Annotated in this window: 24 protein-coding genes, 1 tRNA gene and 2 pseudogenes; 20 read left to right on the forward strand and 7 right to left on the reverse strand. The window is 69.9% G+C overall.

Going from position 1 to position 25,838, the window contains the following annotated elements; genetic code table 11:
- Positions 1-88: 88 nt before the first annotated feature.
- The 7 genes from O7602_RS02080 (at position 89) to htpX (ending at position 7,612) form a co-directional block, all read left to right on the forward strand.
- Positions 89-685: an NADH-quinone oxidoreductase subunit I gene (locus O7602_RS02080; RefSeq protein ID WP_281586561.1), complete on the forward strand. Its 597-nt coding sequence runs from the start codon at positions 89-91 to the stop codon at positions 683-685.
- The gene (locus O7602_RS02085) at positions 685-1,323 is read left to right on the forward strand and encodes an NADH-quinone oxidoreductase subunit J (protein ID WP_281586562.1); all 639 of its coding nucleotides are present in this window, start codon (positions 685-687) and stop codon (positions 1,321-1,323) included. Before O7602_RS02080 ends, O7602_RS02085 begins: the two co-directional genes overlap by 1 nt.
- Complete coding sequence (nuoK, locus tag O7602_RS02090; protein WP_281586563.1) at positions 1,320-1,658, forward strand: NADH-quinone oxidoreductase subunit NuoK; 339 nt, start codon at positions 1,320-1,322, stop codon at positions 1,656-1,658. The genes O7602_RS02085 and nuoK overlap by 4 nt, the downstream gene beginning before the upstream one ends.
- Positions 1,655-3,583, forward strand: a complete 1,929-nt coding sequence (locus O7602_RS02095; protein WP_281586564.1) for an NADH-quinone oxidoreductase subunit L — start codon at positions 1,655-1,657, stop codon at positions 3,581-3,583. The genes nuoK and O7602_RS02095 overlap by 4 nt, the downstream gene beginning before the upstream one ends.
- The gene (locus tag O7602_RS02100) at positions 3,580-5,085 is read left to right on the forward strand and encodes an NADH-quinone oxidoreductase subunit M (RefSeq protein WP_281586565.1); all 1,506 of its coding nucleotides are present in this window, start codon (positions 3,580-3,582) and stop codon (positions 5,083-5,085) included. Before O7602_RS02095 ends, O7602_RS02100 begins: the two co-directional genes overlap by 4 nt.
- Complete coding sequence (locus tag O7602_RS02105; protein ID WP_281586566.1) at positions 5,082-6,581, forward strand: proton-conducting transporter membrane subunit; 1,500 nt, start codon at positions 5,082-5,084, stop codon at positions 6,579-6,581. Before O7602_RS02100 ends, O7602_RS02105 begins: the two co-directional genes overlap by 4 nt.
- A gap of 155 nt (positions 6,582-6,736) precedes the next feature.
- Positions 6,737-7,612 (forward strand): zinc metalloprotease HtpX, encoded by an 876-nt coding sequence (htpX, locus tag O7602_RS02110; RefSeq protein WP_281586567.1) that lies wholly within the window; start codon positions 6,737-6,739, stop codon positions 7,610-7,612.
- 102 nt (positions 7,613-7,714) lie between these two features.
- Here the strand turns inward: htpX and O7602_RS02115 are convergent, their stop codons facing one another.
- Positions 7,715-8,899 carry a hypothetical protein gene (locus O7602_RS02115; RefSeq protein WP_281586568.1) on the reverse strand — a complete coding sequence of 395 codons (1,185 nt, stop codon included), beginning with the start codon at positions 8,897-8,899 and terminating at the stop codon, positions 7,715-7,717.
- Positions 8,900-9,081: 182 nt separating this feature from the next.
- On the reverse strand, positions 9,082-10,716 hold the full coding sequence (locus tag O7602_RS02120; protein ID WP_281586569.1) for a hypothetical protein: 1,635 nt from the start codon (positions 10,714-10,716) through the stop codon (positions 9,082-9,084).
- A 171-nt stretch (positions 10,717-10,887) separates the two neighbouring features.
- Between O7602_RS02120 and O7602_RS02125 the strand changes: the two genes are divergently transcribed.
- The 3 genes and pseudogenes from O7602_RS02125 (at position 10,888) to O7602_RS02135 (ending at position 13,725) form a co-directional block, all read left to right on the forward strand.
- Positions 10,888-12,147: an MFS transporter gene (locus O7602_RS02125; RefSeq protein ID WP_281590073.1), complete on the forward strand. Its 1,260-nt coding sequence runs from the start codon at positions 10,888-10,890 to the stop codon at positions 12,145-12,147.
- A gap of 84 nt (positions 12,148-12,231) precedes the next feature.
- The gene (locus O7602_RS02130; RefSeq protein ID WP_281586570.1) at positions 12,232-12,702 is read left to right on the forward strand and encodes a VOC family protein; all 471 of its coding nucleotides are present in this window, start codon (positions 12,232-12,234) and stop codon (positions 12,700-12,702) included.
- A gap of 130 nt (positions 12,703-12,832) precedes the next feature.
- Positions 12,833-13,725, forward strand: a pseudogene (locus tag O7602_RS02135) (IS5 family transposase).
- A 153-nt stretch (positions 13,726-13,878) separates the two neighbouring features.
- Here the strand turns inward: O7602_RS02135 and O7602_RS02140 are convergent.
- Positions 13,879-14,373, reverse strand: a complete 495-nt coding sequence (locus O7602_RS02140; RefSeq protein WP_281586571.1) for a YajQ family cyclic di-GMP-binding protein — start codon at positions 14,371-14,373, stop codon at positions 13,879-13,881.
- 147 nt (positions 14,374-14,520) lie between these two features.
- On the opposite strand from O7602_RS02140, the gene O7602_RS02145 reads away from it, so the two are divergent.
- From O7602_RS02145 to O7602_RS02160, 4 genes are all read left to right on the forward strand, one after another.
- A tRNA-Tyr gene (locus O7602_RS02145) sits at positions 14,521-14,604 on the forward strand.
- A 725-nt stretch (positions 14,605-15,329) separates the two neighbouring features.
- On the forward strand, positions 15,330-16,241 hold the full coding sequence (locus O7602_RS02150; protein WP_281586572.1) for a DUF4231 domain-containing protein: 912 nt from the start codon (positions 15,330-15,332) through the stop codon (positions 16,239-16,241).
- Positions 16,242-16,577: 336 nt separating this feature from the next.
- Positions 16,578-16,838, forward strand: a complete 261-nt coding sequence (locus tag O7602_RS02155) for a hypothetical protein (protein WP_281586573.1) — start codon at positions 16,578-16,580, stop codon at positions 16,836-16,838.
- Positions 16,839-16,947: 109 nt separating this feature from the next.
- Positions 16,948-17,553 (forward strand): hypothetical protein, encoded by a 606-nt coding sequence (locus tag O7602_RS02160; protein ID WP_281586574.1) that lies wholly within the window; start codon positions 16,948-16,950, stop codon positions 17,551-17,553.
- An 18-nt stretch (positions 17,554-17,571) separates the two neighbouring features.
- Here O7602_RS02160 and O7602_RS02165 read toward each other — a convergent pair whose 3' ends face one another.
- Positions 17,572-17,991, reverse strand: coding sequence for a hypothetical protein (locus O7602_RS02165; RefSeq protein ID WP_281583623.1), 420 nt, complete (start codon positions 17,989-17,991; stop codon positions 17,572-17,574).
- A complete protein-coding gene (locus O7602_RS02170) occupies positions 17,988-18,830 on the reverse strand; it encodes an IS5 family transposase (protein ID WP_281583622.1) in 843 nt (280 codons plus the stop codon). The genes O7602_RS02165 and O7602_RS02170 overlap by 4 nt, the downstream gene beginning before the upstream one ends.
- 203 nt (positions 18,831-19,033) lie before the next feature.
- On the opposite strand from O7602_RS02170, the gene O7602_RS02175 reads away from it, so the two are divergent.
- A complete protein-coding gene (locus tag O7602_RS02175; protein ID WP_281586575.1) occupies positions 19,034-20,221 on the forward strand; it encodes a hypothetical protein in 1,188 nt (395 codons plus the stop codon).
- Positions 20,222-20,719: 498 nt separating this feature from the next.
- Here O7602_RS02175 and O7602_RS02180 read toward each other — a convergent pair whose 3' ends face one another.
- Positions 20,720-21,142, reverse strand: coding sequence for a GntR family transcriptional regulator (locus O7602_RS02180; protein ID WP_281586576.1), 423 nt, complete (start codon positions 21,140-21,142; stop codon positions 20,720-20,722).
- 640 nt (positions 21,143-21,782) lie between these two features.
- Between O7602_RS02180 and O7602_RS02185 the strand changes: the two genes are divergently transcribed.
- The 4 genes from O7602_RS02185 (at position 21,783) to O7602_RS02200 (ending at position 24,081) form a co-directional block, all read left to right on the forward strand.
- Complete coding sequence (locus O7602_RS02185) at positions 21,783-22,028, forward strand: hypothetical protein (protein WP_281586577.1); 246 nt, start codon at positions 21,783-21,785, stop codon at positions 22,026-22,028.
- Complete coding sequence (locus O7602_RS02190) at positions 22,021-22,362, forward strand: hypothetical protein (RefSeq protein ID WP_281586578.1); 342 nt, start codon at positions 22,021-22,023, stop codon at positions 22,360-22,362. The genes O7602_RS02185 and O7602_RS02190 overlap by 8 nt, the downstream gene beginning before the upstream one ends.
- A 133-nt stretch (positions 22,363-22,495) precedes the next feature.
- On the forward strand, positions 22,496-23,317 hold the full coding sequence (locus tag O7602_RS02195) for a GntR family transcriptional regulator (RefSeq protein ID WP_281586579.1): 822 nt from the start codon (positions 22,496-22,498) through the stop codon (positions 23,315-23,317).
- On the forward strand, positions 23,305-24,081 hold the full coding sequence (locus O7602_RS02200; RefSeq protein WP_281586580.1) for a glycosyltransferase: 777 nt from the start codon (positions 23,305-23,307) through the stop codon (positions 24,079-24,081). Before O7602_RS02195 ends, O7602_RS02200 begins: the two co-directional genes overlap by 13 nt.
- Here the strand turns inward: O7602_RS02200 and O7602_RS02205 are convergent.
- Positions 24,065-24,364: pseudogene (locus O7602_RS02205) on the reverse strand (hypothetical protein); the annotation flags it as partial. The gene O7602_RS02200 and the pseudogene O7602_RS02205 sit on opposite strands and share 17 nt — an antisense overlap.
- 165 nt (positions 24,365-24,529) lie before the next feature.
- On the opposite strand from O7602_RS02205, the gene O7602_RS02210 reads away from it, so the two are divergent.
- On the forward strand, positions 24,530-25,768 hold the full coding sequence (locus O7602_RS02210; RefSeq protein WP_281586581.1) for an IS701 family transposase: 1,239 nt from the start codon (positions 24,530-24,532) through the stop codon (positions 25,766-25,768).
- Positions 25,769-25,838 lie beyond the last annotated feature (70 nt).

Below are 25,838 nucleotides of genomic sequence, written 5' to 3' on the forward strand. Positions count from 1 at the left end.
GTGTGTCGTTCTCCCCGCGCTCACGATACCGCCGCCATAAGTCGGGTGGTGGTCGCGCGCGCCGGGGGCACAGGGCAGGATGGGCGGCATGAGCGAGCACGGTGGAGTGCCCGGCGGCGGGCTGGTGAAGGGCCTGGCGGTCACGTTGAAGACGATGACCCGCCGCTCGACCACCCAGCAGTACCCGGACGTGGCCCCCGAGCTGCCGCCGCGCTCCCGTGGCGTGATCGCGCTGCTGGAGGAGAACTGCACGGTCTGCATGCTGTGCGCCCGCGAGTGCCCGGACTGGTGCATCTACATCGACTCGCACAAGGAGGAGGTGGCGGTGCCCGGCGCCGCCCGCCCCCGCCAGCGCAACGTGCTCGACAAGTTCGACATCGACTTCTCGCTCTGCATGTACTGCGGCATCTGCATCGAGGTCTGCCCGTTCGACGCGCTCTACTGGTCGCCCGAGTTCGAGTACGCCGAGTACGACATCAAGAACCTGCTGCACGACAAGGACCACCTGGGCGAGTGGATGGGCACCGTACCGCCGCCGCCGGCGCACGACCCGCTCGGCGACCCGTCGAAGGAGGAGACCACCGCCGCCCGCAAGGCCGCCGCGCCGGCCACGCCCGCCGCCCGGCCCACCCCGACCCGGGTACGCCCCGACGCCGCCCCCGGGCCGGACGGAGGCGCGGCCTGATGTCCGGTGCGGACGTGCTGCTGCTCGCGCTGGGCGCGGTGGCGGTGGGCGCGGGCGCGCTCGTGGTGGCCACCCGCCACCTGGTCCGGGCGGGCCTGTGGCTCGTGGTGTGCCTGGGCGCGCTGGCCGGCGACTATCTGGTGCTCACCGCCGAGCTGGTGGCCTGGGTGCAGGTGCTGATCTACGTGGGCGCGGTGGTGGTGCTGCTGCTGTTCGCGGTGATGCTGACCCGTGCCCCGATCGGCCCCTCGGACGATCTCGACCGGCCCGGCTGGCCGGCCGCGCTCGTCGGCGCCGGCAGCGGGCTCGGCCTGGCGGTGTTGCTCGTCGACGCGTTCCGCTGGTCGCGGGTGGACCTGCCGGCGGCGGGCACCGCCGAGCGCCTCGGCGAGCAGGTGTTCCGCTCGTGGGTGCTGCCGTTCGAGGTGCTGTCGGTGCTGCTGCTCGCCGCGCTTGTCGGCGCGATCGTGCTGTCCCGCCCGGACATCGGCCGCCCGACCCGGCCCGCCGACGCCGCCGCGCCGTCAGCCGCAGGACCCGGCCCGGCCGGCCCGCCCGGCGCGCATGGCCCGGCCGGGGAAGGCCCGGCCCGGCCCGCACCGGCCACCGTGGCCGCCGACGAGGGCGGGCGCCGGTGAGGCCGGTCATCCCGTACGTCACCGCCGCGCTGCTGTTCGGCCTCGGCGTCTACGGCGTGCTGCGCCGGCGCAACGCGGTGCTGGTGCTGATGGCGGTGGAGCTGATGCTCAACGCGGTCAACCTGGTCCTGGTCACCGCCGACACCACGGTCCGGGCCGCGTTGCCGCACTCCGGTCAGGTGTTCGCGCTGTTCGTGATCGTGCTGGCCGCCGCCGAGATCGGTGTCGGGCTGGCCATCGTGCTCCAGCTCTACCGGTTGCGGGCCAGCGTCACGGTCGACGACGTCCCGCTCACCGAGCGGCCCCCGGCCGTACCCGACGAGGTGGCCTCATGAGTTCAGCGACGCTATGGCTCGCGGCGGTGCTGCCGGGCGCGCCGCTCGTGGCCGGCCTGCTCGGGTTGCTCCTGCCGCCGGCCTCGCACGGGGACCGGGCGCCGGCCCGGCGGCTGGCGGTCGGGTTGGGCGTGGCCGGCGCGGCGGTGGCGCTGCTGGCCGCGCTGGTGCTGCTGGTCCGCGTCGACGGTCCGGTGGAGGCGGCCACCACGTGGGTCGAGCTGGGCGGGCTGCGGGTCACGCTGGGCCTGCGGCTGGACGGCGTGGCGGTGCTGGTGGCCACGGCGGTGACCGCGGTGGCGCTGGCGGTGCAGGTCTACTCGACCGGCTACCTGCGTCGCGGCCCGCACGACGACGTCGACGTGGATCACCGCTACCCGCCGTACGCGGCGCAGCTCAGCCTTTTCACCGCCGCCATGCTGACCGTGGTGGTGTCCGGTGACCTGATCATGTTGCTGGTCGGGTGGGAGGTGATGGGCATCTGCTCGTACCTGCTCATCGCCCACGACCGGCGGCTGCCGGAGGCGCCGGGCGCCGCGGTGAAGGCGTTCCTGGTCACCCGCGTGGGTGACGTCGGTTTCCTGTTCGGCATCGCGCTGCTCGGCGTGGGCGCGGGCAGTTTCCGGATCGCCGACGTGCTGGCCCACGACTGGTCCACCGGCACGCTGACGGCCGCCTGCCTGCTGCTGCTGGCCGGGGTGGCCGGCAAGAGCGCCCAGTTCCCGCTGCACACCTGGCTGCCGGACGCGATGGCCGGCCCGACGCCGGTCTCCGCGCTGATCCACGCCGCGACGATGGTCGCCGCCGGGGTGTACGCGGTGGCGAGGCTGTTCCCGCTCTTCGACCGGGCTCCGGCCGCGCTCGCGGTGCTGGGTGTGATGGCCGCGGTCACCATCCTGCTCGGCGCGTTCGCCGCCACCGCGCAGGACGACATCAAGCGGGTGCTTGCGTGGTCGACGGTCTCCCAGATCGGCTACATGACCGGCGCGCTCGCGGTCGGCGCGCCCGCCGCCGCGCTGTTCCACCTGCTCACCCACGCCGCGTTCAAGGCGTTGCTGTTCCTCGCCGCCGGCGCGGTGATCCACGCGGTGGGCACCACGCTGATGTCCCGGATGGGCGGCCTGCGCGCCGGCATGCCGGTGACGTTCTGGTGCATGGTGGTCGGGCTCGGCGCGCTGGCCGGGGTGCCGCCGCTGTCCGGCTTCTGGAGCAAGGACGGCGTGCTGGCCGCCGCCGAGGCGACCGCGCTGGACGACGCCGGGCCGACCGCGCCCTGGGTGGGCTGGCTGGTCTGGCTGGCCGGGCTGCTCGGCGTGGCGGTCACCGCCTGGTACGCGACCCGCCTGCTGCTGCGCACGTTCTTCGGCGCGGCCCGCATGCCGCTGGTCCGCCCGCACGACCCGCCGGCGTCGCTGCGCCTGCCGGTGCTGCTGCTCGCGGTCCCGGCCGCGCTGCTCGGGCTGGCCGCGTTCGCGCCCTGGTTCGCCGACCGCCTGCGGGTGCCGGGTGACGACACCGGCGAGGCGGTGGAGCTGGTCCATCTCGCGCCGAATCTGATCCTGCCGTTCCTGCTGCTGGCGGCCGGCGCGGGCGTCGCCTGGGCCGGCTGGCGTCGGGATCCGGCCGCCGACCCGGCCCGCTTCCTGGGTCCGCTGCGGCCGGTGTTCGCCCGCGCGTTCCGGCTCGACGACGTCCAGCAGGCCCTGGTCGTACGCCCGACCGGCGCGCTGGCGCGGGCCGTGCGGGCCGGCGACGAGCTGGGGGTGGACGGCCTGGTGGTGGAGGGCACCGGCCGGGCGGCGGTGGAGCTGGGCGACGGGCTGGCCACGTTGCACCGGGCGGCGCTGCCGCGGGCGGCGGCCGGGGTGCTGGCCGGCGCGTTACTGATCGGCCTGGCGGTCGCCCTGATCGGAGCCACCTCATGACGTTCGGGCAGTTCCTGCTGGTCGCCGTGGTCGCGGCCCCGGCGTTGGGCGCGGTCGCCACGGCCGCCGTGCCGGGTGACCGGGCCGGTCGGCTGGTCGGCACCGCCGCCGCCGCGCTGACGCTGCTGGCGACGCTGCCGCTGGTCGGCGGCGAGCACGGCTGGTTCGGGTACGGTCCGCGCCCGGCGGTGCAGCCGTGGCACCAGCTCGACCTGTCCTGGGTGCCGAGGCTGGACCTGCGCTTCCACCTCGGGGTGGACGGCATCTCCTGGCCGCTGGTGGTGCTGACGGCGCTGCTCACGCTGCTGTGCTGCGGCTACACGCTCTGGCGGGCGCCGGCCGGCGGCGGCAGCGGCCGGGCGCTGGTGGCGTTGCTGCTTGTGGTCGAGGTGGGGATCCTCGGCACGTTCCTGGCGCTCGACCTGGTGCTGTTCTTCCTCTTCTTCGAGGTCGTGCTGCTGCCGATGTACGCGATCATCGCCGGCTGGGGCGGCGACGACCGGCGGCGGGCGGCCCGCAAGTTCGCGCTCTACACGCTGTTCGGTTCGGTGCTGCTGCTGGTCGGCGTCTACGTGGTGGTGGCCGCCGCGGGCACCGCCGACCTGGTCGCGCTGACCGGCGCCGCCGGCCTGTCCCGCAGCACCCAGTTGGCCGCGTTCACGCTGTTGGCGTTGGCGTTCGCGGTGAAGAGTCCGCTCTGGCCGCTGCACTCGTGGCTGCCCGACGCGCACACCCAGGCGCCCACCGTGGGCAGCGTGATCCTCGCCGGGGTGCTGCTGAAGATGGGCACGTACGGGCTGATCCGGGTGGCCGTGGGGGTGGCCCCGGAGGGCGCCCGCTGGGCGTCGCCGGTGCTCGGCGCGCTCGCCGTCGCGGCTATCCTGATCGGCGGCCTGGTCTGCCTGGCGCAGAGCGAGCTGAAACGGCTGATCGCCTACTCAAGCGTGGGTCACATGGGGTTCGTGCTGCTCGGGGTGGCCACGCTCACCGCCACCGGCCTCCAGGCCGCGCTGATCGGCAACATCGCCCACGGCGTGATCACCGGGCTGCTGTTCTTCCTGGCCGGGGCGATCAAGGACCGGACGCACACCGGTTCGCTCGCCGAGTTGTCCGGCCTGCGGGAGACCGCGCCCCGGCTGGCCGGGCTGCTCGGCTTCGCGGCGGTCGCCTCGCTGGGGCTGCCCGGCCTGGCCGGGTTCTGGGGTGAGGCGTTCGCCGTGGTGGCGGCCGTGCGGCGGGGCGGTCCGCTGTGGCTGACGCTCGCGGTGCTGGCCGCGTTGGGCGGGGCGCTCACCGCCGCGTACCTGCTGCGGTTGCTGCGCCGGGTCAGCCACGGTCGGCCCTCCCCGGCGGTGGCCCCGGTCGGGCCGGGGTTGGCCGGGGCGGAGCTGACCGCCTGGGCGCCGCTGGTGCTGCTCGCGCTCGCGGTCGGCTTGGCGCCGGCGCTGGTCCTGTCCTACGCCTCCGGCCCGGTGGAGGCGCTGCTGGGGGTCGTGCCATGAGTCTGGTGCAAAGCGTCGACAACGTGGCGCTGCTGCCGGGTTACCTGGCCGCCGGCACGGCCGTGCTGGTGCTCCTGGTCGACCTGCTGGTGGCCCGGCCCGCCGTAACGGTGGCGGTGGCGGCGCTCGGCGCGGCCGGCACCGCGGCTGGCGCGGCGCTCGTCGGCGCGGCCGGCACCCGGCGCACGTTCTGCGTCGGCGTCGCCGACATGCCCGGGAACAGCGCACCGGGCGCGGACTGCTCCTGGGTGTGGAACGGCCGGGCGGCCCTGGTGGCGGCGGTTATCGCCCTGCTCACGCTCGGCGTGCTGGCGATCTCCGGCCCGCTGCTGCGGTCCGGGCGCACCCCGGCCGGCGAATACTGCTTCCTGCTCGCCTGTGCGATGACCGGCGGCGTGGTGCTCGGCGCGGCCGGTGACCTGATCACCCTGCTGGTGGCGGTGGAGACGCTGACGCTGCCGCTCTACGTGCTGGTCGGGCTGCGTCGGGCCAGCCTGGCCGGGGCCGAGGCGGCGGTGACGTTCTTCGTGGTGAGCGTGGTCGCCACCACGGTCACGCTGCTCGGCGCGGCGCTGCTCTACGCGGTCACCGGCAGCCTGCACCTGGACCGGCTCGGCGCCACCCTGGCCGCCCGGGACGACCTGCGCGACCTGCCGCTCACCACGGTCGCGGTGGCGCTCGTGGTGGCCGGGCTGGCGTTCAAGGTGGCCGCCGTGCCGTTCCACGCCTGGGCACCGACCACCTACGACGGCGCGCCGCTGCCGGTGGCCGCCTACCTGTCGACCGCCTCGAAGCTGGGCGGGGTGGTGGCGTTGCTGGCGGTGGTGCAGCGGGCGCTGCCGGCCGGCGTGACCGGTCCGGTGCTGGCGGCGCTGGCGGCGCTGACCATGACCGTGGGCAACCTGGTGGCGCTGCGCCAGCGGCGTACCGTCCGGCTGCTCGCGTGGTCCTCGGTGGCCCAGGCGGGCTACATCCTGGCCCCGCTGGGCGCGCTGGCGCTGGCCGCGGGGCGCACCGCCGACGCGCGGGACGGCGCGTACGCGGCGGCCGTCGCGTACGCCGTCTTCTTCGTGCTGCTGGAGTTGGCCGCGTTCGCCGCGGTGGTGGCGTTGCGGCCGGCGGACGGCGACGGCGGCACGCTCGCCGACCTGCGTGGCGCGGCGCGGCGGCACCCGTGGGTGGGTGGCGCGTTCGCGTTGGCGCTGATCGGGTTGGCCGGGCTGCCGCCGGGGCTGGCCGGGCTGTTCGCCAAGGTGACCGTGGTCCGGTCGCTGCTGGCCGGGCACGCCGGCTGGCTGGCCCTGGTGGTGGCGTTGAACGCGGTGCTCGGCCTGGCCTACTACCTGCGGGTGGCCGCGACGCTCTACGCGGTGCCCAGCGGCGTCGCCGCGACCCGCCCGGCCCGCACCGTGGCGGTCGCGCTCGGGGTGGCCACCGTGGCGGCCGTGGTGATCGGTTTCGCACCGCAGTTCGTGCTCGACGTCGCGGCGCGTTGACCCGGTTCGTGCCCGGCTGGGCGGTCGGTCCAGGAAGCGCACAGGAATCCTCAGCCAACTTTCAGCCATGAGCCGGATGGTTGACGGGTACCGGTGTGTTGAACCGGTCAGCGGGCCACCCGTGTGGGCCCGCGGCACCGAAGGAGCGATCGACCGTGCATCACAACCGTCTCAAGACCGCAGCGCTGCTCGGCCTGTTGACCTCGCTGATCCTCGCGGTCGGCTACTGGTTCGGCGGTAGCGGCGGACTCGTCATCGCCGTGCTCATCTCGTTGCTGATGAACGGCGTGACCTACTTCTTCTCCGACAAGCTCGCGTTGCGCTCGATGAAGGCGCAACCGGTCAGCGAGGCACAGTTCCCCGAGCTGTACCGGATGGTGCGGGAGCTCTCCACCCAGGCCGGCAAGCCGATGCCCCGCCTCTACGTGAGCCCCACGTCGCAGCCCAACGCGTTCGCCACCGGGCGCAACCCGCAGCACGCGGCGGTCTGCGTCACCCAGGGGATCGTGGAGATCCTCGACTACCGGGAGCTGCGTGGCGTGATCGGGCACGAGCTGTCCCACGTCTACAACCGGGACATCCTGATCTCCAGCGTGGCCGCCGGCCTGGCCGGCATCATCACCATGCTTGCCAACCTGGCCTGGTTCATCCCGCTGGGTTCCGACGACGAGGACGGCCCGAACCCGGCGGTGCTGCTGCTCACCCTGATCCTCGGCCCGATCGCGGCCACCGTGATCCAGTTGGCGATCAGCCGGAGCCGGGAATACCAGGCCGACGCGTCCGGCGCCGAGCTGAGCCGCGACCCGCTGGCCCTGGCCAGCGCCCTGAAGAAGATCCACATGGGTACGCAGGCCCGCCCGCTCGCGCCGCAGGGCCAGCTCACCAGCACCGCGCACCTGATGATCGACAACCCGTTCAAGCGGGGCGGCGGCATCGCCGCGATGTTCGCCACCCACCCGCCGATGGAGCAGCGGGTGGCCCGGCTGGAGCAGATGGCCCGCAACTCCGGCCCGGTGCAGTTCCAGCGCTGACCCCGTCCGTCCTCCTCCGCCCGCGTCCGTCGTCCCGGACGCGGGCGGAGCCGCGTTCGGGCGGCGCGGCTCGTCGTCGGCGGCCCGCGTGCGGTCGGCGGCTCAGGCCGGCTCGGGCAGGCGGTCCGGCCGGGTCAACAGCACCGTGGCGAGCAGCACCAGCCCCGCCGCCAGGTAGGCCACGGCCGGGCCGAACAACGCGGCGGCGCCGCCGAGCAGGAAGACACCGACACCGGAGAGCATGATGTTCCCGGCGACGATCGTCGCCTCCACCTGCCCCATCCGCTCCCGGGGCGCCAACCGCGCGAACGTCGCCTGCGCGCCGATCAGCCATCCGCCGCCGGCCCCGATCAGCGCGTTCGCCACGGCGAGCGCCCAGGCCGGGGCGTCGACGGCCGCCAGCAGGGCGGCCAGCAGCAGCGCCGTGGCGAGCGCGCCGGCCGCCACCACCTGGCCGGACACCCGGACCAGCCAGCCGCGACGCCCGACCAGCAGCACGAACACCGCGCCACCGAACGACGAGGCGGCAAGCACCACCGGCCGCCACGCGCCTCCGGACAGGTCCGGTGCGAGCGTCTCCGGCAGCCCGCCGGCCAGCATGGTGGCGAGCGTGAGCAGGGCGACCCCGCGCAGGATCGGATGGGCGGCGATGATCCGGGCGCCGGCGGTGGCCGGTGGTCGTGGGCCGCGGCGCTCCTGCCGGCCCACCCGCAGGCCGGTGAGGACCACGGCCGCGAGCAGGAACGAGGCCAGGTCGATCAGCAGCGCCACCCGGGGGCCGATCGCCACCGTGACGCTCGCCCCGGCCAGCAGGCCGACGACCTGGCCGCTCTGGTTGGCGAAGGCGGCGAGCCCGAACAGCGGCAGGCGCAGCGGGGGCGCCACCGCCTCGGCGATGATCGCCACGTGCACGCTGCCGTACGCGGCCCGGACCGCGCCGAGCAGGCCGGCCGCCACGATCGCCGGCAGCGCCCGGGGAACCGCCGCCGGCACGGCGATGAGCACCGCGCCGGCCAGCGTGAGCCCGATCAGCATGGTGCGTCGGGCCAGCACGTCCAGCCAGCCGCTGAACACGGTCGCGACGAGCAGCGCGGGCAGCGCCCGGGCGGCGTACACGGCGGCCGGCCCGAGCACCGAGCGCGTCTGGTCGTAGGCGAGCAGCAGCAGGGCGGCCAGCCCGACGAAATCGCCCAGCTCGGAGATGCCCCGGGCGACCAGCAGCCGGGACGCGACCGGGTGCCGGAACAGCGCGCGATAGCCGGGGGCGGGCGTCGCGGTGTCAGTCATCGCTTCGACGGGTCCGCTTCCTCGACCCGCAGCGGTGCGACCGCCATGCCGCTCATCCCGACCTCCGCACGCGTCGGCGGCCGATCCCGCCGCCCCAGGCATGGACTCAGTTCGATCAGGAACCTACTCCCTCCCGGCCCGTACGGCAGCCCCTGTCCTTTGCCCCGCAGGTCAGATGGGTGTCACTGTTCGCAGAGCCGCGACTGGGAGAACGACGGTGCCGGGGCGGGCTGGCCCCGCCAGACGGGATTGACGGCCACCGCCAGCGTCGGGGCCTGCCAGGCCGCACCGAGCAACTGGATGGTGCCGTACTCGCGCCGCCGCGACTCGACGTCCCCGCCGCTCAGGAAGCGGATCACCTGTTCGTCGACCTCCGGCTGGCCCAGCAGCCCGCCGTGCAGGCCGGGCATCTCGTAGACGGGGATCCGGGTGTACGGCCCGGGCGGGAGTTCCGTCGCGCTGACCGTGGGCAGGAAGGCGACCATCCGGATCCCGGGGACCGGGCACATGGTCTGGTAGCGGTAGAACGGCGCCTGGGCCAGCAGCGACCGGATGAACGGCTCGTCCGGGCTGTCCCCGCCCCCGCTGACGCGGGCCACCAGCGCGAAGATCCCGCGCAACTGCCAGCCGGGGGCGATGCCCCAGCCCGCCGCCGCGTCCGCCGGCGGGTAGTAGGCGCGGGCGGCGCGGACCAGCGGGCTGAACATCAGCAGCGCGCCGACCGGAGATCGCGGGCGGTCGCGCAGATAGGTCCGTCCCACCATCGCCCCCTCGCTCTGGCCGAGCAGGGCCACCGGGCGGCCGGTCCGGGCGTGCAGCGCGTCCACCTGCCGGGCCAGCAGCACCGCGCTCGACTCGAGCGAGCGATGCGTGTCCCGGGCGTCGTAGGGCAGCGGGCGACCGGTGGCGTCCTGGCCGGCGTAGGAGAACGTCGTCGCCGCCGGGTCGACCGCCGGCCGCCCGTCGTACCGCGAGTTGTGCCCGCCGAGCACGATCACCGCGTACCGGACCGAGGCGGGCAGCCGCCGGTCGAGCAGCGGCGGCCGGAAGTCGATCGTCTGGTACGCCGGGCTGGACGTCACCGCCTGCACCGCCACCGGGATCGCCAGGGCGAGCACGACGACGATCGGGACCGCCGGCACCCGCGGCCAGTGAACCCGGGCCGGCAGGACCGCCGCCCGCACCGACCGGTTCCACAGCAGGCCGTTGCCGGCGCCGGCGAACGCCGCCACGAGCAGCGTCCACCAGCCGGGCACCCGCCAGACGACCGCGCCGGCCAGCGTGATCACCACGAAGTCAAGCAGTGACCAGCCGACGAGCGCCGCCGACGGCAGGCCGCGCATCCAGTCGCTGCCGACGGCCGCCCGTTGCAGGAACGGCGCGAGCAGCAGCATCGGCCCCACCGCGGCGAACACGAACCAGGAGAGGGACACCACCCCCGCGGCGACGGAGAGCGCGGCGAACGGGGAGACGATCACCGCGGTCATCGCCGCGATCCCCAGGTTGCGCAGCAGGATCCGCCGGCGCGCCGGCCGGGGTTTCTCCGCCGGCCAGGCGAGGCCGACCAGACCCGCGGAGAGCAGCCCGCGCAGCCCGATGGCGACCACCAGCCCGATCGCGTACGCCTCCCAGGAGTTGTGGTAGACGAGCAGCCAGCGCATGTCGTTGTACGAGTCGTACGGCCACACGGCCGAACCTTGCGGGGACAGGCCCTCCGCGCTCCGGAACCCGAGCATCTCGAACAGCACGTTCTGCGCCACCGGTACGGCCGCGGCAAGCGCGACGAGCCCGAGCAACCTGCGCCTCGGCTGGCTCACCCGTACCTCCTCGACCCCGACGCCTCCCGTCCCTGACTCTCCGACGCCGGGCGCCCCCGTGGGACGACATTCCGGAATGACGCGCCGCTGTGAGGCAACCGACCGTTTCCCCAGCCCTCGACCGGCGTTAGGGTCGAAGGGCATCTGACTCATTACATCCGGAGGTTGACCGTGGCCGCGCTGCGCCAGTACCTGGGCGTCTGGCGGGTCCCCGGCGCACCGATGCTGCTGATACTCGGCATCGTCGGGCGGCTCGGGATCGGCATGACCCCACTGGCGCTGCTGCTCGTGGTCGCACAGGTCACCGGCCGCTACTCCCTCGCCGCGGTCGCCGGCGGCATCTACGCGCTCTCCGGCGCCGCGCTCAGCCCGATCGCCGGCCGCGTCGCCGACCGGGTGGGCCCCACCCCGGTGCTGCTGGCCACCGCGCTGGCCCACCCGCTCGCCCTCCTCGGGCTCCTCGCCGCCAGCAGCTCCGGCGCGGGCAACCTCGCCCTGATCTACCTGGCCGCGGGCGTCGCCGGCGCCACGTACCCGCCGCTGACCGCCGCGATCCGGGGCGCCTGGAACGACCTCACCGCGCCGGCCACCGGCCGAGGCCACCTGCGCAACACCGCGCTCGCCGCCGAGACCTCCCTGTTCGAGATCGTCTTCGTGCTCGGCCCGCTGCTGGTGGCCGGCTTCGTGCTCGTCGCCGACGCCTCCGCCGCGCTGCTCGGCGCCGCCGTGGTCACCCTGGTCGGCACCGGCTCGGTCGCCCTCGGCCGGGTGATGCGCGCCTGGCGCCCACACCCGCGCGAGCACCACGCCCGAGGACTCGGCCCGCTGCGGGTCGGCGGCTTCCCCGCCCTGCTGGTCTGCGTGGCAAGCCTCGGCATCGCGTTCGGCGCCTCCGGCGTGATCGTCCCGGCCTTCGCCGGCAACACCGGCGCCGAGGACCCGGAGAGCCTGGCCGGTCTGCTGCTCGCCGTCTGGGGCATCGGCAGCGCCGCCGGCGGCTTCTGGTTCGGCGTACGCAAGCCGGCCGTCAACATGACCCGCCAGTTCGCCTGGCTGCTCGGCACCGTGGCGGCCAGCTTCGCCGTCTTCGCGGTCATGCCCGGCCCGGCCGCGCTCGGCGTCGCACTGGCGCTCGGCGGCGCCGCCATCGCCCCCGCGCTCACCCTGGAGAACACGCTCGTCGGGCGGATCGCCCCGGCCGGCATGCTGAACGAGGCGTACACCTGGGTGGTCACCATGTCGGTGGCGGCGAGCGCCGCCGGCGGCGCGGTCGCCGGCCTGATCGTCGACCACGCCGGCGGCGTGCCGTGGGCGTTCGTCTTCGCCGGGGCGGCGGTCGCCGTCGGGGCCGCGGTCGCCGCGCCGCCCCGCGGCCCGATCGCCCGGGCCGAGGCGACCGCGGTACGCGCCGAGCAGTCGCTCGCCGCCTGACGGCAATAGGGGCCGTCGGCTCAAGCTTCAACGGCTGAAAGACGTGCTTGAGCCTCCCGTTACGTCAGTCTCTACGGTCGCTGCATGGACGACATCACACCCGAGGTCACGCGTGACATCTACGGCATGCCGGCGTTCGTCACGTTGACGGTCGCGGATCTTGACCGCACCGTCGACTGGTATGTCAACGGGCTGGATTTCATATCGCTCTTTACCGTGCCCGGCCCCGACGGCGTGCCGGCGCTGGTCCATCTTCGCCGCTGGCGGTACCAGGACATCCTGGTGCGCAAGGGAGCACCACCGGTTGGCGGTGATTGGACCACGAGCTTCATGGCCACCGCCGAGCAGCTGGATACGATCGCCGAGCGCGCGCGGATGCATGGCGGCGGCGTGGTCGACGGACCCTCCGACACGCCGTGGAACACTCGCGACCTGCGGCTCATCGACCCCGACGGGTACACGATCGTCTACACCGCCCGCCGGCCGGCAGGGGAACGTGACGAGCGCTTCACCGCGATGATGGAGCGGGAGGCCCGCCGGCAGCTCAGCGACTAGGGCCTGTGTCGAAGTCCGTGCGAGGGCTTGAGCTGTTGGGTGAGGGTCTTGGCGTGTCGGTGTTCGAGATGTAGCGAGGTCTCCGGTATCTGGTTCAGCGACCAAGCAGAACCCGAACACCGGAGACCTCGTGGACAGCCTAGCGGTGACGAGGCGGCATGACCTGACCGACGCACAGTGGGCGGCGCTGGAGCCGTTGCTGCCTGCGGGGCGTCGGCCAGGTCGGCCGTCGACATGGACGAAACGGCAGCTCATTGATGGGATTCGGTGGCGGGTACGGGTTGGCGCCCCGTGGCGGGACGTCCCGCAGTGTTACGGGTCCTGGGCGGCGGTGTACGCGCTGTTCCGGCGTTGGCAGCGCGATGGGACCTGGGCGAAGATCCTGACCGTGTTGCAGGCCCTGGCTGACGGGGGTGGACGCGTCGTGTGGGACGTGTCGGTGGACTCGACGGTCGCTCGGGCGCATCAGCACGCTGCGGGGGCGCGTAAAAGGGGGATCTGCAGGTCGAGCCGCCGGGCGGGGTCACGGTCGAACCGGACGACCACGCGCTCGGTCGCTCGCGCGGTGGGCTGACCACGAAGGTGCACCTGGCATGTGAGCAGGGGCAGAAGCCGCTGTCGATCGTGTTGACCGCCGGGCAGCGCGGGGACAGCCCGCAGTTCATCCCGGTGCTCGACGGGATCCGGGTGCCCCGCCTCGGCGGTGGCCGGCCCCGGACCCGCCCGGACCGGGTCCTGGCCGACAAGGCGTACACGTCGAAGGCCAACCGCCGCTACCTGCGTCGACGTGGGATCGCCGCGACGATCCCGTCGAAGGCCGACCAGGACGCGAACCGGCGTAAGAAGGGGTCCAAGGGCGGCCGGCCACCGGCCTTCGACCCCCAGCGGTACCGGCAGCGTCACGCCGTGGAGTGCGGCATCAACCGCCTCAAACGCCACCGCGCCGTGGCCACCCGCTTCGACAAACTCGCCGTCCGCTACGAGGCCACCGTGCACATCGCCGCGATCAACGAGTGGCTGTGACCGACTTCGACACAGTCCCTAGGTGCGCGCTTGAGCTGGCGAGGATCCAGGACGCGGGAGGCCCGGTTGCTGTCGACAGCGGTGGTGACGGCAACCGGGCTGGGCGCCGGCGACCGGCAGCGGAGAGCTACGAGACCAGCGCCCAGGGTCGGGTCACCTGTAGTTGGTGAATTGGAGCGCCACCCCGAAGTCCTCGCCCTTGAGCAGCGAGATGACGGCCTGGAGGTCGTCCTTCTTCTTTCCGGTGACGCGGAGCTGGTCGCCCTGGATCTGCGCCTGGACGCCCTTGGGGCCCTCGTCGCGGATCTTCTTGCTGATCGCCTTCGCCTTGTCCATGTCGATGCCCTGGATCACCTTGGCGTCGATCTTGAAGATCTTGCCGGAGGACCTCGGGTCACCGGCGTCCAGCGACTTCAGCGAGATGTTCCGCTTGATCAGCTTCTCCTTGAAGACGTCAAGGGCGGCCCGCACCCGCTCCTCGGTCTCCGCCTGGAGGCTGACCGCCTCCTCACCCGACCAGGAGATCTCGGCACCGGTGCCGCGGAAGTCGAACCGCGTCCCGAACTCCTTCTCCGCCTGGCGGAGGGCGTTGTCGACCTCCTGACGGTCGACCTTGCTCACGATGTCGAAGGACGGGTTCGCTGCCATGCTCATGCTCCTGCTGTCCGGCGGTGTGTCCTGTTCCGTCCCGCACTGACCAGCGTGGGACCTCCTGACGGTACCCCGTTGCGGTGGGGCGGGGGACAACCGCTATCCTTGCTTCCGCCGCCGCGTTGCGACGCGGTGGGGTGCCCTGGCGGGTTGCCCGAGCGGCCAATGGGAGCGGACTGTAAATCCGTCGCGAAAGCTTCAGAGGTTCGAATCCTCTACCCGCCACCAGGTGCAGATGCGGCCCCTGACCAGCAGAGATGCTGATCGGGGGCCGTTGTCGTTGATCTAGCGGAGTCCGGCTGAGTCCAGCCGTTGACGACTGGTTGTGGGCAGATGGTGGGCAGGTCGATCTTGCCGCTGATGGCTCTTCTGGCGCTGCGGACGCTGGGGTTGGTGGCCCTGGATCCGGTCTCGCGGAGTCCGTGTGTGTAGACGAGCGGATGAGGGGTCCGCGGTGAGGTGCCGCCGGCTGTGGGAGAGGGACCGGTGGCAAGTCAGTCCCGGGGTTGGACTGGCGCGGCAGTCGGAAGCCCTGACCGTCGACCAGGCCGACCGGTTCGGCTTCCGTACCGCCTGGCCGTGACCGTGCCGTCAGCCGGATCAATTGGCTCGGGGCGGCGGTCCGGCGGCAGTCGGTGGCTCGCCGCCCCGGCGCCGCAGGCGGCCGGGGCGGCTTGCCGCCGGCCGGGTTACCGCCCAGCGACGCGCGGAGCGCGGCGCCTTGATCCAGAACAGAGCAAATCGGCAGTAATGTGAGGACACGCTATGTGAGGACACGCTAGGACCTAAGAGAGGCTGGGAGCGGAGACGTCTCGCTCCCAGCCAGCCTCCGCAGTCCTTAAGGCGTGCTACGGCCAGATGGCCCAGAGGTCCGCCTCCGCCCGTTCCAAGCGAGTGGTTGAATGCCGTCAGGCATCTATCTCTAAGCGTCTTTGAACGCTAATCTCGGGGCCATGTCAGGAGAAGCCCGCCATCTGGCAGAACTTCGAGCCAGCCGCAACCAAGCGCGTCACGATTTCGCGTCGAAAATAGCGGATTTTAGGCGCAAGCACGGCAATGCAACGCTCGAATACCTTGCTTCAGCAGCTAGAGAAAGCGGGGTGCGTGTCCAGAGAAGCCAGCTCTCCGACATTCTTGCTGGCAAAAAAACAGCTCCGTGGCAGCTTATGCAGATCATTCTTGAGGCCATGCACAAAGTTGATCCCGCCACGCAAGAAAGCTTGGATCTTAAAGAATGGCGGGAAGCCTACGAGCGATTTATCGAGGCTACTCGGGAGGACATAAACGTACCGATTCAAACCAACATCTTTCAGAGTGGTCGAGACTACACGTACATTGCAGGCGGCCAAGTGGTCGTAGGGGCGACGCGAGCCACCTCGGCCGCTGGATCTGCCGAACAGAGCGGAACTCCGGATGAGATCAGCGAATACCTGTCGGAGCTTGAAAACGAGATCACCGCTGTAGCCAAGGCGGCGCGCAGGCGGCTTGTCGTCTACCGCACCTTACGCTTCGCCGCACTTGCCGCATCAGCTGTGACGCCCGCGGTCGCCCTACTCAACGCTGCGACGTGGATAACAGCAGGTGTGGGAACTGTCGCCTTCCTGTCAGAGGGAGCTGTTCAACTAACGCGGCTAAACGAGCGTGCAGTCCTAGACACGCGGCGGGTGTCAAGCCTGAGCCGCGAATTCCGCATGTACAGGATGAGCGTCGGGGACTATGCGAGTGAAAACAATTATACCCTTTTGGTGCAGCGCATAGAGGAAATCAGGGAGAAAAACGATAACGAGCGACTTGATGTTGTACAGCAGTCTTTTGGTGCTCATGTATCGACTCCCGCGGCCGACCAGATCCTGAGACGAACCTAGGTCCACAAATTCATCCGGATTTTCCTATCGGTACACAGCTTCACCTAATTAGTCACCCAGTCCCACTGGAGCCTGGTAGTCCCCACCCAAGCCGGTGACCCCGTCACCCTGAAGGTCGTAGATGGCTAGCCGTGTCGCTCTGCTAGGCCAAGACGACGTCAACCGCCGCGTTACCTCGCGGTGAGTAGCTGATCTTCACACTCACATGGTCGGCGCCGACAGCGAGAGTTGCCGACATGCAGGGCGACTTCAGGTCGTACGGCGGATGATCCGGGAAGCGCCCGCGCAGTTCCTCATAGAAGAAGACGATCCGCTGGTCAAGCTCACCGTCTCTCGGTGGGCCAGGTCAGTGCAGTGATCGACCATCTCGCGCACCATGTGGAGCTAGACGGCAGGCTCGACCGCGAGGATCAGGAGGTCAAAGCTCGCGGCGGCATCGCCCCTCATAATGGCCACGTCGAGCACCACCTCACCGTCAAACTGGAAGGCGTTTGGATGAAGCTGCCGGTTGTACCGTTCAGGTTGCTGAGCAGGAACGCTGTCGGTTGGGGACCCCAGGGACGGTGGAGGCTGGCGCTGCCAAGCTGCTGCTTCTGACCCATGTTGACCCCTGTACCGGGACGGTGCGGGCACGAGTAGTGGGCATGACCAGCACGTCGCGGAAGCGGCGACGAGTGATGCTTGACGACACGGTCACAATGGGTACGTGACGCAGCCCTCTCCCGGATCAACCGAAAGCGCTCACGCTCCGGTCTTCGCCGACTCGATCGTGTATTTTGTGTATAACTTCAGCTCCAAAAAGCCACTCGACATTTACAAGGCGGCAGATCGCCTGCTGGCTGCGGGGTTGGCCGAGACGGTGGCTAGCCCAGCCTCCGACGAAGTGCGGGTAGCTCCTAGATATCTTGAGTTATTGGCGCTATGGAGGAAGGCGCATCAACTCCACGAAGTGGATGAGTTCTTGGACAAGGGAGACCTGGGAAGCGTCTTCCGGCGGCACCCGGGCTTGGGGTTCAGGCTAGCTTTGGCAGCTCTTCGCGCTCGCATGAAGCGAAGTGGTAGCAGTGATGAAGAAGTTGAAGATGCGACCGAGCCGATCACCGAGACAATTCGAATGATCGAGGATTCGGTTGCCCATGCCCAAACGCTCAACGCAATGCAACAGAGGGTGGAGCAAAAGCTTTTCCGCCCGAGCTATTTGAGTGACGAACCGTACCTGCGTCTCCAACTGCGGGACACTATCCAATGGCGAAGCCTGCTTAAGAGGGTGGTTCGGGAGGCTATGTCCGATGCGGACTTGGTGGTTCGTTAGCGGCCCTGGTTGGTGGGGTTACGCGGACGTCGTCGGTGGAGCCAGGGTGAACAGTCCGGCGTCGGGTTCGGTGAGGATCTGGCGGGCGACGAGGCGTTTGAGCTTGGCGCGGAGATTCTCGGTGTCCTTCGCGGTGGTCCCGGCGCCCAGCGCTTTGCAGATGTCCTTGGCGCGCATCGGTGCGGTCCCGGCGTGGAACACGGCGAGGATCTGCTGGTAGGCGGGGCTGGCGATGGTCGGGTCAGCAGGTGCGACCGCGTCGAGTGGGCCGCCCAGGCTCAGCAGCGTCTTGCGGGTGATGGCGAGTTCGGCCACCTCGGTCTCGGCGGCGGTGAGCTGCTCGTCGAGGGAGGCGATCTGGGCGCGGAGCCGTTCGACGGCGAGGCCGGCGGCGGTTTCGCGTTCAGTGAGCAGGGTCAGCAGCGACGGCTGGGTCACCGCTGGTGGCCTGGGTCGCGCCAGGACGTGGTGGCGGTGCCGGTCAGCCGGCGGATGAGGTTCGCTGTCGAGGCCCACCAGGTGTGGGACACCGCGGAGGCGGGTCGGCTTTCGTACTCGCGGACCAGGCGGCGGTGCAGCATCAGCGTGCCGTTGGTCTGCTCGACCACCCACCGCCGCTTGATCGGCACGAACCCGGCGGTCGTGTCGGACCGCAGGACCTGCTCCACGTCGACACCTCGGACCGCGCCGTGGATCTGCACGTCGTCTTTGAACCCGGCGTCGACCCATGCCTTGGTCACCGTCGGCGTGTGCGCGAGGACGTTGTCCAGCAGCTTCACGCCGATCGCGTTGTCGGTGACCGACGCGGCGGTGACCACCACCGCGATGATCAACCCGAGGGCGTCGACCGCGAGGCCCCGCTTACGGCCCGGCACCTTCTTCGCGGCGTCCTTGCCGGTCGTGGCGGCCGGGACGTGGTTGGCCGCCCGAATCGACTGAGTGTCCAGCACCACCGCGGTCGGATCCTCCCGGCGGCCGGCCTTCTCCCGTGCCTGGCAGCGCAGCAGATCGTGAATCACCTGGTCGGTGCCGTCATCACGCCACAGGGCGAAGTAGTAGTAGGTGGCCGACTTCGGCGGCAGGTCGTGCGGCAGGTACGCCCACTGGCACCCGGTCCGGTTCTGGTAGAAGATCGCGTTCACGATCTCCCGCAACTCGTAACGGCCCTGATGCCCCGACACCGACGGGTGCCGGTCCTTCCACGCCTGCAGGAACGGCCCGACCACCGCCCACTGCTCATCGGTCAGGTCACTCGGATACGCCGCACGCTCACCCATGATCAGCCCAACGCGGCCACCACGTCACCGGTTACGACCACGGCTCACCTTCACATGCCGGGCCGAACCCACAATGGACGAAAGCTACCGAACCACCCTCTAAGGGCGGCAGGCGACGGCAGGCGGGTGACCTTGAAGACGGCTTGATTGTCCAGGCGCTTCTTCTTGTTCACAGGTCGGGCGTAATGCAGTTGACAATTGGGGTGCGACTGCCGGAAGACCTCGATCTGCAAGATTTCCGTAGGCTTATCTTCGGCTCAAGTCCCATGTTTGCTGCTTCGAACATCCCTGCCCCCTTAATCGAAAGGGCTGCCAGACACTGGGGGGAAGAGGACGAACGCAGGTGGCTTGGGGCGTGGTCTGAGGAAGTTGAGGCGGGTACTCGCTGGCGAAAAATGATCTTCGATTCTCCATCGAGCACTACCGAGCTCTTCACCCTCTACCAATCCGCCATTATTGATGCCGTTGGCGGCAACTTCTTCGATGAGTGGCAGTGTTATCCGGTCGTTTGTATAGATGCGGTGGGGTGTTGCGGGGGCGTAGAACAGGTCTGGCTTGAGTCCCATTCGGCCGAGCTTGTTCGTCTGGCGGGGGGCGTGGGAGGCGAGACCGCGCTTCGCGATAGTGCCTTGGAGGCCTTGAGGCCCATCGAGAAGTCGATTGTAGACGATAATTCTCTTTTCATTACCCCCTCGAAAGCGATGTGGATTAACTGGCAGACCGATCCAGGAGGAGTGGATTTCTCGGAACATCTCTGGACGCTTCTAGTTGTCGAGTCAACGCTACTCCAATACTGGCAACTCCGGGCGCTGGATGAGCGACTAGCCGATACGCAGGGCCGCGCATCCAGCGTTAAGGACATTCAAGAGCAGGCCATCTACGGCTTGCAGGAGTTCCGCCACTCAGCCCTCTCTTTCGGTACAGCTATCGACATGGCTGATGAAATGCTGAAAGGGTGGCATGCGCATAAACTGCACCAGAGGATATTGGAGGCGTTGAACCAGCTTCAGCAACTGATGGCCGCTGAAGACGCTAAACGGACCGGGCGACGGGCGAACATCTTGGCAGGTATTGGAGTGGTTGTAGCTCTCACCTTCGGCCTGTCAGCGGTTGATGAGACGCTAAAGATTGCGGAAACCGTGCCTGATGCGGGACTCGTTGGATATCTTGCAGAGCCAGTAAAGGCCTTGGCAAAGCAGGGAAGTGCTGGCGCGTGGAAGGGGTACCTTCTCCTATTGCTTCTCTTGGCCGTAGCAAGCGGGGCAATGAGGTATCGCCGATCGCATAGGTTTAGCAGGCCTTCTCATGGAAGTGCTGGCATCGTGTGGCCACTCCGAAGCCTAGATCTTGTTGACGACGATTCCGAGGACGTAGTCGGAGAAGGGCAGTGACTGGCGGATTGCGGGAAACAGGTCAAGGCCTCCTCGACGGCGACGGCGCTTCGGGTGGCAGTGCGGCAAGGCCATGGTGGGGGTGTGGCGCGCCCACTGGGCAGGCCCCTGGCCTGCCGGCAACGCCAGCCCAAGGGGTAGCAGAGGCTCCGGCGTCAAGGTCGGGCCCCGAGGACCGTCGCCTAGCGACGCAAAGCGCCCTTGACCTCGGAAGGACGCCCCCGCGCAGTCCATGCCGCATACCCACCCACGGTCGGCGGTGAGTCGCGCTACGGCGTGGCGGTGCGAGGGTCGCCGCGCCCGGCCGGCTGCCGGCCCACCACCCCATCGGTCAACGGTCCTGTCGTTCTGCGGCGGCCTCCGGGCTTCCTGCTGTCCGCGCCAGATGCCGGGCATCAGGCGTGACGGCCGCAGAGCGGAAGCGGCTGGCGCGCGTCCAGGCGGCGTCTGCGGCCCGTTCCGGGCCGCCTTGGAGAGGTCTTGAAGGTAAGTAAAGACCTACTGCGTCCCTTGGGGTAGCCGATAGATCCTGACGACGGCTCCGACGGCCCCATTCATCAGGGTGATGTTCTGTTGTTCGACCAAGGCTGCACCGACCTCTACAGCGAAGAGTGCTGCAAGCTCCGGATCGGCCGCTACCTGGCGCTCTCGTGTCTCAACCTCGGGGCCTTCGCCTGGTCCGTCTACAAGGCGATATGGGTTGGCGTATGTGCCGCGGCCGTGTTCGGTCTCGACCAAGCGCTCATCCCGCAAGACGGCGATGGCCTGGCGGATTGTTCCGCGACTTGCCCGGAACTCGGCGGTAAGGGCGCTCTCCGTAGGCAAGAGGCTCCCGGACGGGATGGCTCCGCTCTCGATGCGCCGTCTCAATTCATCGGCGATGACGCGATAGCGGGGCTGTCCGTAGTGCGGGGTGGGCACCTGCTCACCGTACCTGGCACTTGTCTTACCAAGTGCCAACCAAGCGACACGTTTCGACGTATAGACAACACGTCCACTTGTAGGTACGTTTCCCGGTGTGCGGCCAGGGTGACGGCTCGCGTCAGGGGTGGTGCCGCGCCAGCCCTGGTCGCACCTGACGCGCGGCGTCCTGTCGGACCGGTTGCGGTAGCCGCGCGTACAAGTTGGCTCGGCGATACCCGGCCCGTCTGTGTCGGACGGTGCGCCGTGCCTTCATTCGGGCCGGTGGCCGGCTGCATTCCCCCGTGGCTGGCCACCGGTCCCCGCCTACCTGTGGAGGTGCGATGTCCGGCTCTCACCGTCGGCGCCGTTGTTTCTCGTCCTGGTGGTCGCGGAAGCGTCCGCCGGCCCTCGCTGCCAAGAGCAACGTCATGCCGAGTCGACGCACGCCGACGAATGCCGTGCCGGCCCATTGGTGGGGTGTGGGGCCGACGCGGGAGTTGCCCACGCTCGGACGCGCGCCGTTGATGACGCCGATGCAGTTCTACCGGGGTAATGGTGGGCGGTGGCCGCGATGAGGCGGACGAACAACCCGACCGAGATCACAAGGCACCCGGACTGGTGTGCGCCGGATCGGTGCGGCCACTTGGTGCCGCCGTTGATGACGCACATGGCCCGGCGGCACCGAGGCCCGATGCACAAGATCGGTGACATTGGGTCGAGCGGACTTCTAGTCACCTACCTCGTCGCTGCTGACGCCTCGGCGCCATTGGTCGCCGTGCACTCGACTTGTCGGGCCGGGAACGCCTGGGCAGAGTTGTCGCTGCCCCAGGTGGCCCAACTGGTCGAGCATCTGCGCGGTCTGTTGGAGCAGGCCGGCGACCATCGGGGAGCCGACGATGAGTGAAATCCAGCCCGTGACCGACAGTGACCCGTCCTCGGTGACGTCGGCCGCATGCCCGGGATGGTGCCGGGGCTGTGGACCGAACGACCCGATGCACCGAGGCTTCCTCGCCACCGTCGGTCAGGAACGGACGGGCTGGGTCAGCGTTCAGATGCTGCTCGACCGGTTCGCGCGACGGGACCTGGTCGTGAAGCTCGACGCCACCCGCAACGGCGCGACGCAGCCCGTCCTGCTTGACCGGATCCGTCTGGACCGGCTCATCTACGAACTGACCTATGCCCGGCTGGTGATGATGACCAAGGGCCAGTATCTGGAAGAGCGCGATGAGCGCCCCTGAGCGCCGGCGTCCGGGGCGGGCCCCCTCGCTTGCTGGGCGACAGACCAAGCGGCCTGCGGCGCCGGTCGCTCCGGTTGCCGAACGCCCGGCCGGGGGGACCACCTGGCAGACGTTGGAACGTCTAGGGGGTACGGTGACCGGTGTGCATGGCCGGGACTGGCGCCCTCGATACCTGCAACTCGCGGAGGAGTTGCGGGTAAAGATCATGAGCGGAGAGATGGCTCCGGGCACCCTGATGCCGAGCGAAACCGAGCTTGCCGAGTCATCCGGCCTCTCCCGCACCAGCGTCCGCAACGCCATCCGTCAGCTCCGGGAATGGGGCCTGGTCCGGGCCGAACAGGGGCGAGGCACCTACGTCCGGGCACCTCGGCAGCGGGTACGCCGTCGCAACAATGAGCGGTACCAGTGGGAGAAGGATCGGGTCCTGCTCGACGAGGACGAGCGGCTGAAGACCGGCGCCACCGAGCACGACACCGGCCTGACCGTCGACGACCTGAAGTTCCACGCTGAATACTCGCGGGTCGAGGCTGATACGGAGATGGCGGCGGCCTTACAGGTCGAGCCGGGCACGCCGCTGCTGCGCCGGGTCTACTGGACCTCTTCCCGCCACGAGAGCGCGCCGCTGACCGTGTCGTACTCCTACCTGCCCTACGACCTGGTGGCCGCGAACCCAGACCTGCTCGACGAGGGCAAGGAACCGTGGCCGGGCGGCACGCAACACCAGCTCTACACGCTCGGCATCGAGCTGGACCGGATCGACGACGAGATCCGAGCGCGTCCGCCATCCCCGGATGAGGCCGAACTCCTGGACATCGATCCGGGCGTCTCCGTCCTCACGGTCCGGAAGACTTCGGTCGACACCACGGGCCGGGTCGTCGAGGTGGCCGACGTGGTGATGCCGGGTGACCGGACTGAGCTTGTGTACTCCCACAAACTCCTGCGGTGGAAAACTTGAGGCAGCTCGTCTCGGTCGTCACTCCGGTCCATGCGCCTAGCATCGAGCACCTTGCGGGCGCCTACGCATCGTTGGCCAAGCAGGAAATGCCCACCGGGTGGGCCTGGCAATGGCTCGTGCAGGAGGACGGGCAGACCGGCGCCCTGGCTGACGCGCTGCCTGACGATCCCCGGATCAGTCTCGGCACCGGCCGTCCCGGTGGGCCTGGCGTCGCCCGTACCCTCGCCCTCTCCCGGGTCTCCGGTGACCTCATCAAGGTCTTGGACGCTGACGACCAGTTGATCCCCGGCGCACTCGCCCGGGACATCGCCGCGTTCGACGCGCACCCGCAGATCGGTTGGACCACCTCGCGGGTACTCGATCTGCTGCCGGACGGGTCGACCGCCGGCTGGGACAAGGATCCAGCCGGCGGGGTCATCGACCGCGGCTCGGTCCTGTCGTTCTGGCAAACCAACGACTACCGAGCATCGGTGCACCCGGCGACCCTGTGCCTGCGACGGGATCTCGTCTTCGCCCTGGGCGGCTGGATGGCGCTTCCCGCCTCCGAGGACACGGGCCTGCTGCTCGCCGCCAACGCCGTTAGCGCCGGCTACTTCACGCGGGAGTACGGGCTGCTCTACCGCAAGTGGCCCGGCCAGGTCACCAGCCAGGCAGCGCACCGAGAACCGGCCGAGTATCAGGCCCGAATGCGGATCATCGAGGCCAGAGCCAACGCCCTGGCCTCGATGCTGCCGAACGGTCTACCGCTCACGCCTCTGGCGTAGCCTCGTGCCCCGGCATGCCGTGGGTACGCCGCCGCTCCTTCATCTCCGCCTCGTAGATGTGCCGCCGGCCTCCGGCTAGCTTCTCCCGTGCGTCCCGCTCGATCTCCTGGAACGCGGCATAGTAGCCATCATCGAACTCCTCCATGATCTGGAAGGTCCAACGGCCGGGGAGCAGGTTGCGCCCCAACAGCTCGTGCTCGATCCGGTCGGCCGTCTCATCGTGCCCGGCCTCGCGGAGCAGCTTCACAACCCGGTCGAGAGTGAGATCCGCACCGCCAACTAGTACTCCAGCAGGAGATCCGTTCTGACCTGCTGCGGCGGTGTGGTTTTGTCCGTGGGCGTGGAGCAGCCACCGCTGAGTCTCGTGGTTGTGTGGACCAAAGATACGGCGGTGGCTGCCGCCTACAGAGTAGACGCCCAGCGATGGTCTGGGCTGTTCGACGAGCTGATGGACGTGGTCGGGTCGCGTTTCGGTCGGCCGGAGCCCCGCCGGCGAGTGCGGGACTTCATGGCCGGGCTGCTGGCGCCGTTGCCGACGAAGAACTGTTGGACGATCGCGGAGCACGCCGGTGACGACGGCCCGGCAGGAATGCAGGACCTGATCGGTCGTGCCCGGTGGGACGACGCGCAGGTCCGCGCCGACGTACGGAACTTCGTCGCGGTCAAGCTCGGGCATCCGGACGGTGTGTTGCTGATCGACGAGACCGGGGATCTGAAGAAGGGTGTGCACACCGTCGGGGTGCAGCGACAGTACTCCGGTACCGCCGGGAAGATCGAGAACTGCCAGCTCGCGGTGCACCTGTCCTATGCCTCACCAGCCGGACACACCCTGCTCGATGTCGCCCTCTACCTGCCGAAATCCTGGACCGACGACCCCGCGCGACGCATGGCTGCCGGGGTGCCCGACACGATCGGCTTCGCCACGAAACCGCAGCTGGCACGACGGCTGATCGACACCGCCTTGGCCGGTGGGCTGCCGTGCCGGTGGGTTGCCGGCGACGAGGCCTACGGCGGTGACCCGCACCTGGCCGCGGCGTTACGCGAGCATCGACTCGGCTACGTCCTCGCGGTCGCCTGCTCACACCGCGTCCCCACCGGGCTCGGCATCCAGCGAGCAGACCAGATCGCCGCCGACCTACCGACGTGGGCGTGGCAGCGGATCTCCGCCGGCCAGGGGGCGAAAGGACACCGCTACTACGACTGGGCGTTCGTCACCCTGCCCCTGGCCGCCGACCAGCACCAGGGTCACCACTGGCTGCTGATCCGGCGCAACCGCAGCACCGGTGAGTTGGCGTTCTACCGCTGCTGGTCACCGCAGCTCGTGCCGCTGCGCCAGCTGGTCGCCGTCGCCGGCCGACGGTGGAGCATCGAGGAATCGTTCCAGGCCGCGAAAACGGGCCTCGGCCTGGACCAGCACCAACACCGCCGCTGGCGGGCGTGGCACCGCTGGACCACCCTCGTCATCGCCGCCCACGCATTCCTCGCCGCCGCCGCAGCGGCCAGCACCACCAGCCCGAACGGCCTGATCCCGATCACCGTCAACGAACTCCGCCGGCTATTCCACGCCCTGGTCATCGAACCCACCCGACGCATCGGCGACGTCATCGCCTGGTCCATCTTCCGACGCCAGCACCAAGCCGAAGCCAAGATCAGCCACTACGCCCGACAAGCCCTCACCGAGCCCTGAAACGGATCTCCTGCTGGAGTACTAGCTGGTGCGCGGAGTATAGGTGACCCCGCACGCGGTGGATCGTCTC

Origin of the sequence: Micromonospora sp. WMMD1128, assembly GCF_027497235.1 — a bacterium.
In the GTDB taxonomy this organism is placed as follows: Bacteria; Actinomycetota; Actinomycetes; order Mycobacteriales; family Micromonosporaceae; genus Micromonospora.

What these genes read in the sequence shown, in the direction of transcription:
- O7602_RS02080 (WP_281586561.1), top strand. Translation starts at nt 89, where the DNA reads ATGAGCGAGCACGGTGGAGTGCCCGGCGGCGGGCTGGTGAAGGGCCTG.
- O7602_RS02085 (WP_281586562.1), top strand. Translation starts at nt 685, where the DNA reads ATGTCCGGTGCGGACGTGCTGCTGCTCGCGCTGGGCGCGGTGGCGGTG.
- O7602_RS02095 (WP_281586564.1), top strand. Translation starts at nt 1,655, where the DNA reads ATGAGTTCAGCGACGCTATGGCTCGCGGCGGTGCTGCCGGGCGCGCCG.
- O7602_RS02100 (WP_281586565.1), top strand. Translation starts at nt 3,580, where the DNA reads ATGACGTTCGGGCAGTTCCTGCTGGTCGCCGTGGTCGCGGCCCCGGCG.
- O7602_RS02105 (WP_281586566.1), top strand. Translation starts at nt 5,082, where the DNA reads ATGAGTCTGGTGCAAAGCGTCGACAACGTGGCGCTGCTGCCGGGTTAC.
- O7602_RS02115 (WP_281586568.1), bottom strand. Translation starts at nt 8,899, where the DNA reads ATGACTGACACCGCGACGCCCGCCCCCGGCTATCGCGCGCTGTTCCGG.
- O7602_RS02130 (WP_281586570.1), top strand. Translation starts at nt 12,232, where the DNA reads ATGGACGACATCACACCCGAGGTCACGCGTGACATCTACGGCATGCCG.
- O7602_RS02140 (WP_281586571.1), bottom strand. Translation starts at nt 14,373, where the DNA reads ATGGCAGCGAACCCGTCCTTCGACATCGTGAGCAAGGTCGACCGTCAG.
- O7602_RS02150 (WP_281586572.1), top strand. Translation starts at nt 15,330, where the DNA reads ATGTCAGGAGAAGCCCGCCATCTGGCAGAACTTCGAGCCAGCCGCAAC.
- O7602_RS02170 (WP_281583622.1), bottom strand. Translation starts at nt 18,830, where the DNA reads ATGGGTGAGCGTGCGGCGTATCCGAGTGACCTGACCGATGAGCAGTGG.
- O7602_RS02185 (WP_281586577.1), top strand. Translation starts at nt 21,783, where the DNA reads ATGACGCACATGGCCCGGCGGCACCGAGGCCCGATGCACAAGATCGGT.
- O7602_RS02190 (WP_281586578.1), top strand. Translation starts at nt 22,021, where the DNA reads ATGAGTGAAATCCAGCCCGTGACCGACAGTGACCCGTCCTCGGTGACG.
- O7602_RS02210 (WP_281586581.1), top strand. Translation starts at nt 24,530, where the DNA reads ATGGACGTGGTCGGGTCGCGTTTCGGTCGGCCGGAGCCCCGCCGGCGA.